This window comes from Phocaeicola sp. (assembly GCF_057861905.1).
In genome coordinates, this window is record NZ_DBMACV010000098.1 from 1 (window position 1) to 9,157 (window position 9,157).

Genomic DNA, 9,157 nt, shown 5'->3' on the forward strand with positions numbered 1-9,157 from the left:
AGAAGAATACAACATGTCTAATGAACCGCCGTGTACCGAACGGTACGCACGGTGGTGTGAGAGGTCGAAACGGGAAATAATCCCGTTTCTCCTACTCGATTTAATCAACTACTTATGAAACAGAATTACTCAGTTCCACCAGTAGAAGTCCAGTCGTCGCTGCTCCAGCCTTTGTCTTGCGACCAGGCACTTTCGGTTTGTTCACCGGCATTGATGTCGAAATTTATAGAACTTCCACCTTGACTGGCATTAAGGAGGATAGCATCTTCAGTTTGGAGCGTAATAACTTCGATTGAAGGTTTGATATATTTCTTCATTGTTGTTTCGTCTTGTTGTGGTTAAATATAGGGAGAATAGTGATTACTGGGCAATGAACTTTTTACCGTTCTGGATGTACAAGCCACCCTTAACTGCCTTTTTCACACGGCGACCAGTCAGGTCGTAAATCGGAGCGTTAGCATCGGCAGCTTCGCCCATTACGTTTTCAATACCTGTTACGTCACCGTCGAACACGAGTTTCATTGCCTGTGCGGCAGCGGTAGCCAGATATGCCTTGTTGGCACCAATTTTCGAGTTTTCTGCCATGCTGTAGAAACCTACAGTGCCTTCAGCTGATTTACCGAATACCAATTCGCCGGTAGCATATTTTTTTTCAAGAAGTGTACCGGTGAGAGCATTGCCTGCAACATCTGAAGTAGCTTCACCGAGTGTCAGAACAGCCTTAGCTTCGTTGGCAGCACCCTTTAGGATAACACCCGTGTTAGCAGGAATACCGGCTTCAATAGCCGTAGCGTGCAAAGTGCTTTCGCCTTGTTTCTGACCGATGTAAGCAGTTGCACCCTCAACGTTAGAAACAGAGAAGGGAAGATAAGTGGTAGCGTATGAAGCACCATTGGCAGTGTTGAGGGCTACTTCAACATCTGTAGCCTCAATGATGTACCATTTAATACGTCCTTCAGGCGCAGTACCCCAATAGTTCAAACAGTTAGCTGTTTCGCCACCTTCTTCGCGCTGAAGAGCCTTTTCACCGCTTACAATTGCAAAGGTTGCATTACCCTTATCATCGAATGTGTAAACACCGGCATTACTCTGTTCTGTAGCTAACAACGTTTTGCCCGGAGCGTCAACCGGCTGTCCTAAGTAGGCATCGGCATTTGCGTTTTTCAGATAGAATCCTCCATCAGTAGCGGTCTCAGCTTTCCAAACAAAGTCAATCTGCTGCTTAGGATTTATACCTTCTTTACAGAACGGAGTTTCAGTATCCTTTGCACCAATGTAGAAGTTTTGGTTAGCCTTTTTAAAGCGGTAGTACTTACCGGCAGTTACTTGCTTGTCATTAGGTTTCAATGCTTTAATAGCCTCACCTAAAGCGATAGCCTTTTCAAAACTGAATACATCAGCCTCTGCTGCTGTAAGTTTAGGTTCGATTTCGTGTACATTCAAATAACCACCTACTGCGTCCTCAGGAATATTAGCAAAAGTTTCAGCTTTATTGATAGCAAATGAAGCAGGAGTGAAGAAGCGACAAGACGAACCATGGTCGGGTGCTGTATGATATCCCACTACCTGTTCTGAAGTATGGTTTAAATATTGAGAACCGTTAGTGGTGAAGCACGTGGCACCTTGAATTCCTTGTGATGCCGGGACGATTCTCCACAACGTATGTTCTGCAGCAGCTGTAATCTGTGCTTTACCAGTAGTGGTATTCAACGATTTTTCAGTACCTGCAGCTTTATTGTAGATTTCAAAGCCATTGACAACATTTCCTTTAAAGCACCAAAAATATTTGTCATTGTTCAATACATCCAAATCAGTATATTTTCCGGCAGGAACGGTTGTCTTTATATCTTGTTCATCTGCTGCATATTCCCACATGTATGCATTTTGGTTGCTATGTATATCAATAGCGTACCACTTGGCATTATTCTTCAAATCAGTAGTCTTCTCAAAAGGAAGATTTTCAGTTACATTTACACGTATATTTTTCGTCTCATTAGTGATAGTTCCTTGGCCTTCATATGCAATCGTGGCATAAGCCAAAGCGAGAGGCTCAGCATAAGAATCTCCTACAGACTGATAAGCAACCTTGCTGGCTATTTTTTCGCTGTCAATGTAGTAGTCATAATTTACAGCTATAGTTTTATTGATAATCCATTGCGAGGCATCAGCATTTATGCCCCATCTTACTATAGCACCCCAGTTTGTACCATGCAAACATCTATTAGCATCTTCTGTAGAATTATCTGAAGCACTGAAATAGTAAGTACCACCATCCTTCTCGTTTAAATCGAAGGTATAAATAGCTGCATCAGCTTCATTCGCTGTTAAATTCAGACGCGTATTTAAAGCAATTAACTCACCATTGTTCATCTTGGCGATGTATTGCTGAGTTGCCGGATTGTAAAGTTTAGCCGTATTTCCACTCACTGGTTTGATTTCCCATACAGCCTTCTCACCATGCTGTGCACCTACTGTAAGTTTACTTGCATATTGTCCTTCACCTACCTGCATATAAGTGCTGTGCATTTTGTTTTTGAAAGTGGTGCTGATAGCATTCATCTGCTCTACAGGTAAATTTGTATATGCATTTATTGCAGCTTGCAGATTATCAATATCTTGTTGAGTAGGATTTTCTTTGTCAACTAAAGCATTTTTAAGAGCATTATCAGCTTCTTGTCCTTTTGACCATACCACAATTGCAGTATTATACATATTGCTGGCCTTCTTCAACAATGCTGTATACTGTTCTGAAGTATCCTTTTCCTTATATTCTTCAAAACTCCAATCAGAGCCTCCATCAGACTTTTGGTAAGTTGAAATTTTAGCTCCGGCACCTCCGTACATATTCCATGAAGATTGTACCCAATCGTTACCATTCTTCTTGAAAATAAACACATAACCGGTCTGAGCAGAATTGGCTTCAAGTTTCCAGATTCCATATTCAGGAGTCGCATTACCGAAAGCACTGACGCGTGCTCCATCCGCCATATTTTCCTGTGTAGCAACGCCAACAGGGTATAGTGTACCATTGATATTAACCTTGATAGTTAATTCATCAGCAACTTCACCTGCCTTTTCAAAAGTAAACAAAGCTTTTTCCTTGTTGGCTGTAAACGCATTAGCTGAGCCCAACTGCTGTTGAATTGATCCGGAAGGGTCTACCGTTACGTAATATGCTGCATTGCGCACATTTTTAACGTAATAATAATGTCTTTCAGTGTCAGTAGACAACTTCACAGGTAAATCCTGTGCCTTAGTTACCCCCCCCCCATTATGCAGAAGAGGAGCAACAACAAATAAGTAATTTTGTTCATAAAAGATAGAATTAAGAAATTTCGAAGGCTCGAATAGGCAGGACGGTAGAATAAGGAAAGGAAAGAGATTGAGAGCCGTTTCTGCCAAATAACGATTGAACTGTAAGGTAAATAAAAGGATTTACGGAACAACCGATTGACTGCGCATACAAAACGGACGGTTCGACGAAAATGAAATGACGACTAACCGAAACAAAATGTTTGTGTAGCGTTGTTTGATTGGTATATGCTGCAAAAGTAGATATTTCAATATATCCAACCAAATTATTTTTGCGAATTTTACAAAGAAATTGGATAATTGGTCTGAAAATCTGATAAATTCGCAGAAATACAACAAATATGCTCAAATAAATCACTGTCAATTAATTGGGTAGAATATTTATAGCGTTCTGATTTACTTTTCTTATATCTATGTAAAACAGCATTATCGTCAGTAAATGATGGAAAGCCATAGCTTCGTAGATATAGGATTCCGGTGGCAGGCTAAAAAAAGATGCTTGAGAATTTGATATTGTCTGTCTTTATGCCAAGACCGAAAGCATTGGTGATGGCAGTCAAAACGACAGTGTAAGAACTTCAAGAATCGAAAGATTTTATTGCAAAAATAGGAATCTTGTGCAACAAGGTGCTACACTGGTATAAAATTCAAACGGAAGTTTTACAATGGAAAAAATGTAATCAAGAGAATGATTAAATTGTCAGATAAAATTACCCCTGCACTTCACACTTGTGCAGGAGTAATTTTTTCCAAAGAGATTTTAGTGTCTTATTTCAGTTAAGCACTATTTCACCAGTTTCTTTCGTCCGTTGACGATGTATACACCACCGATTACGGGCTTCTTCACCAAACGACCCTGCAAATCATAGATGCGAGTCGGCTGAGCAGCAGGAGCCGGAGTAAGCACTGAGTCCAAATCTGTACTCATGCCCACCTTGCAGATTTGCCACATCGAAGCATCAGCACTTGATGTCCAGGGCACTACATGTCCGTGAGCTGCCAGATGAATGGCCGGAATGCTGCCATTACCCGGCTTCGTACAACTCAGTACGCTAAAGCCTGTTGCCGAAGAAGTTACCTCGTATGTTGCAGCATCAGCCTTGGTCGTAGCAGGTACACGTTCTTCCGTTTGTCCCGTTACACCCAGCCACTTGTTGTACTTTTCATTGTACACTTTCCAGTTACCTGCTTCATCTTGAGTAAAGACAAACTCCATATAGTCGTCCCGGCCTTCCTTGCCGACATACTCCGTCAGATTCTCGTTCAAGGCCAGTTTTTTAGAGGGGTACAACTTATTTTGAAGCATGTAGACTGCCCCATTCTCTAATACAATGCGATGACTTGAGGCTACTTGCTGAATCTGTTCATACGTTTCAGGTGAAGGGTCGGTCACACACTGAGCACCGGTTTCTTTGAGCAGCGAAAGTTGCTGACGGTCATACATACCTACAAAGTCGCCCGTTTGCTGTTCGCTGATGATTTCCACCTTGCGTTCGCCACAAGCCTTAATCCAATCGGCATACCCTTCTTCCGCACGTACACTGTAAAGACTATCGGTAAGGTGTTCCAAACTATAGTTTTTATAAACAATGGTATAGCCACCACCATTAGTACGATGTGTATCTTCTTCATACACGAAACCAATTGTAGAATCAGCTTGAAGCGTCATCGTTGAGTAAGCTGAACTCATACGAGAAGCCTGGTGACGACCTTCCCAGTTGGCAGCCAAAGAGTCTGCAGAGCAGAAATCTTCGTATGAAGCGAGTTCCTTATAATAGACACCTACATTGGCACGGCCGCTGCCGAAGGGAAGCGACTGCAAAGCGAGATAAAGGGGTTTGTTGTCCGCACGGCGCGTAACAGGAAGAATCATAATTTCACCATTGCAGGAATTTCCCTCTGCCGTCACTCCGTTATTGTTCTTGCCGGAGAAAGCCACCGTACCCCAGCTGCCTTCTGCCTTCTTCGCACTGGTAAAACTGTATACATTATAATAACGACCGCCATTGCAACGGCTGCTGATAACTACACTGCCGTCGGGCAATTCTTCAGCCTTAGGTTCATCTGCCCCCGAAGGAATAGGAGCGTTATCAGTGCCACCCAGCACCTTCCAGTTTGCGCCGAAGTCGTCGGAGTAAAGCACATAATTACACATTGTGGCATTGACATCACGCACCAAAGCGGCACAGTAGAGACGGTAATGGCTTCCTACCTTTGTATAGCGGCTTTGGTGAATCTTACCCGAACCTATAAACATGGAACGAATCGGACCGCGCTTAGAATTGTCAAACTGTGAATAGATGCTTTCTGCCAGGTTGGTAGGTGCTGACCACGTCTTGCCGAAGTCGGTGCTGATAAAGCGAGCAATACCCTGGTGATGTTCGCGTGTACCGCTCGGGAAAGAAATGTCACCGGAACAGCTCAGCACGAGCACGTCATTGGTTTCACGATCAGCAACGATACAGGGGTCACCGAATCCTGTGTAGAAAGGATCGGTTGCATTCTTGCCCTGCCCCTCAACGATGGTCGTGATATCATCCCATGTTTTACCGTTGTCGTGGCTTACACGGGCATGAAGGTCAATGCGCCCATTGGCACTGCCGGCAAAGCCGATGTCGCTGCGTGAATGACGATAGTCCGCTACGGCAATCACATCACCGTTTTTTGCAGTAGCGATACCGGGAATACGGTAGGGAATTGCAGTGCTGTTGAGCGTAGGGAATACCTCAAACTGCTCTTCCACTATATATTCGCCTTTAGCAACAGTCACATGGAAATTTGTCAGTTTCAAGCCCTTGTTGACCCCTTTGAGGGTAAACGTAGCCGTCTGCTCTTTGAGTCCGCTAACTGCAAAGTGTTGCACCTTATTGCTGGTTGTCAGCTTCGTTGTTCCGCAAGCTACTTCAATGGCATCATTGTGTTCGTGATTAATGACATCGAAAGAAAATCCTGTTACTGCATAGCCCACCGGGACAATCAGCGCATAGTTTTCGGGAGAATACTGACCTACGTAAGCAAGGATATTACCTTGGTCATCCTTTGTCATATTATTATGGCTTGCATCGAGTTGTAACACAGGATTGGTAACGTCGCTCTGCCATACTTGGTGCCAGGTACCATTCTGGTTACTCTTGACAAACTTACCGTGAGCCATGTCTATCTGGTAAGTCCCTTCTGGCAGATCTTCTTTGCCATAAGTCAAAGATGCTACTTCATCTGCTGTGAGTACACGGTCCCATATGCGAACAGAATGAATAGTTCCTGCAAATGGATATTCATTGATTTTATCCTGACGGACTACACCGCCCAGATACAATCCGTCAACATTCGGCACATTGCCAAATGTACGGTATCCATATTCTCCCATTTCCGAAACACTACGATCGGCTTTTCCATTAAAATAGTAATGGTAGGTCTCCGTTTCACCATTCATTGTGATGACAATCTGACTACGTTTCGTCAGGTCTTTTCCGCCCCACGTATACCAGCCTTCCTTGTGGCTGTTGCCGACATATTGTAAACCGTATTTGTTTGTTTCGCGCGTCACTACGCCAAAGTAATCCTGCCCTTTACTGTTTGACGAAGCAAAGAGCATAGCAGGTTGAGCGGGAGCTACTTTTGGAGTGAAGTCGATGGCTACGGTAACAGACTTGTGCTTGAAAATTTCAGATGCCACATCAGCGGGAACTGCATAAGGCATCGTGCCGTCGAGCACTACCGAATCGAGTACTGCTATAGGATTCGCATGAGGTTCGGGAATCACTGCAGGCGCATTGACAATCGCAAATTGACAACCGGCATCCACACGGTCCAATCCATCCTGCCCCGAACTCCAATTATAGAGTGCATAATTCAGATTCTTTTGCGTCTGGTTAAGTTGCACTTTACCGCTGCGGATGATGAAGAGTCCCGCGGTGTTGCTGTAACTTAATTCCCAACCTTGTGCAGGAGCCGTAGCTGATGTAGAAACGGCAGCATTAAAGTTGGCTGTAGGGCTTACATAACCGCTGTCTTCGCGGTTGATGATGTCAAACGTACCATCTGTGCGGCTGACAAATTTCCACATCATGCGGGCATAAGCTTGTTTATCGTTACCTGTCAGCTCTTTGCCTGTTCCGTTCGAGGTAAGGTAGCGATTCTCGCGGTTGGGTGTGTAAAGTTGGTACCACGTTTCGTTATCAGCCGTCGAAGCTTTTGGCAAGTTGAGTTTTGGCAACAGGGTGGTCATCAACGCATTGAGTTCTTTGCCCATGGCAGCCAGTTCAGCACCGGTTGCATCCTGTTTACTTAATAACATATAGGCTGAGGGAAGAGCCTTCAACAGGTCTGCAGCAGCCTCGGGCGTGTAAGCACCGACCTCGTTACCCAGTTTCAAGCCTTCTGCACGAGAAATGATATCACCCAGTTCTGTGCGTTGGTTAAAAACCGCATAATTTATATTGGCTTCTTCGTCACTTGTGGGAATTATGCCCGCTCCCATGGTCTTTGCCAATAATTGAGAGAGTTTGGCATAACCTTTACCATAGAGGTAGTTACCTGAGAAGTAAGCGGGATTAGCCATTCCTTCCTTTACAAAGGGTGTATAGCAGTCTATGTATTCCACGTTGGCCAGTTCCTTTACCAGTGCCTGAAGCTTTGTATTGAAAGGCACGATGCGGTTGGTGTTGGAGGCTGCATCACTTTTGGGCAGAATAGCCTGCACATAGATGGGAGCGTTAGGGGCTTGCTTGCGGATTTCGCCTACCAAAGTTCGGTATTCTGCTACTACGGCATCAACGGTTTTGTTGGTGTTATTCAAGTCAGCCGTACCGATATAGAGATAAATCTGAGCGGGTTCTTCATTGTCGGAACGTCCCTTGAAGATACCACTAACCATCTTCTTGATCGTAGCAATGTCCGGTCCGGGATAGCCCCAACCCGTACCACGACTCTTCACTTTGTCGGAATGTAGCAGTTCGTGCCATTCTCCACCGTGAATAGTAGCATCACCTATCAGCAGGATGTCGTCCTTACAAACAGGAAGCATACTGAAATAGGTGGCACGCATACCGTAGGAACCGCCCAGATTGCAAGCATTGTCTGGTGCCGAAGCAGGATAAACGCACTCGGAACCCACATACCGGGCAATTTTGTTACACCAAATGCGATATCCTGATGCCGTCAGATGAAGACCGTCCAATGTATGGCTGTTATTGTTGGATTCAGATACGCTGAGCAGGTCATTCCATAGGTCAATGTAAGTAACCTTCATCTCCGTACAGATTTTCTTCAAACTGTCATTGGTTTCTTTTTGGAGGGCCAGATTACGTTGACGGCTGGGTAGAATACTCTGCACAAACAGTTGAGTTTCGGGCGTTTCCAACTGGCAGCGCTTTAATGTCGTGCGCACATTGCGTGCCACTTGTGCAGCCGTGTTAAGTCCTGCGGTGCCCAGGTCATTGGTACCGATCATAAAGAAGATTTGTTTCGGTCTGCCTGCTACCACACTTTCCAAGTTGGCCAGCATTTCATTGCTTACGGCTCCGGAAACGCCTCGGTTAATAATTTTCGGGTTGCCAAAGGCTTCCCACCATTCATGCATGTTCGTAATACTGTTACCAACGAACACTGTATGTTCAGGGGTAATCTTCAGCACTTTAAATGCGTCGTAACGATGATTACGAAACGGCAGATCGGCAAATGCCGATAGTGCTCCCAAACAAAGGAAAGAGAGCGTCAACAGAATTTTTCGCATTGTGATAATAAGTTACGTGAGTTCGGGATAAGAAAGTATCTTTAAAAGTTGGTAATCACCGAATTATTTTGTATATTTAAGTCTGACAAACAATTAATTACAAATTAACAA

Annotated in this window: 3 protein-coding genes; all 3 read right to left on the bottom strand. The window is 44.3% G+C overall.

Annotated features, from left to right (window positions below; genetic code table 11):
* Positions 1-125: 125 nt before the first annotated feature.
* Positions 126-317 (bottom strand): hypothetical protein, encoded by a 192-nt coding sequence (locus tag ACZM60_RS13700; RefSeq protein ID WP_489521773.1) that lies wholly within the window; start codon positions 315-317, stop codon positions 126-128.
* Positions 318-360: 43 nt separating this feature from the next.
* Complete coding sequence (locus ACZM60_RS13705) at positions 361-3,237, bottom strand: hypothetical protein (protein WP_489521774.1); 2,877 nt, start codon at positions 3,235-3,237, stop codon at positions 361-363.
* A gap of 859 nt (positions 3,238-4,096) precedes the next feature.
* The gene (locus tag ACZM60_RS13710; RefSeq protein WP_489521775.1) at positions 4,097-9,046 is read right to left on the bottom strand and encodes a GDSL-type esterase/lipase family protein; all 4,950 of its coding nucleotides are present in this window, start codon (positions 9,044-9,046) and stop codon (positions 4,097-4,099) included.
* Positions 9,047-9,157 lie beyond the last annotated feature (111 nt).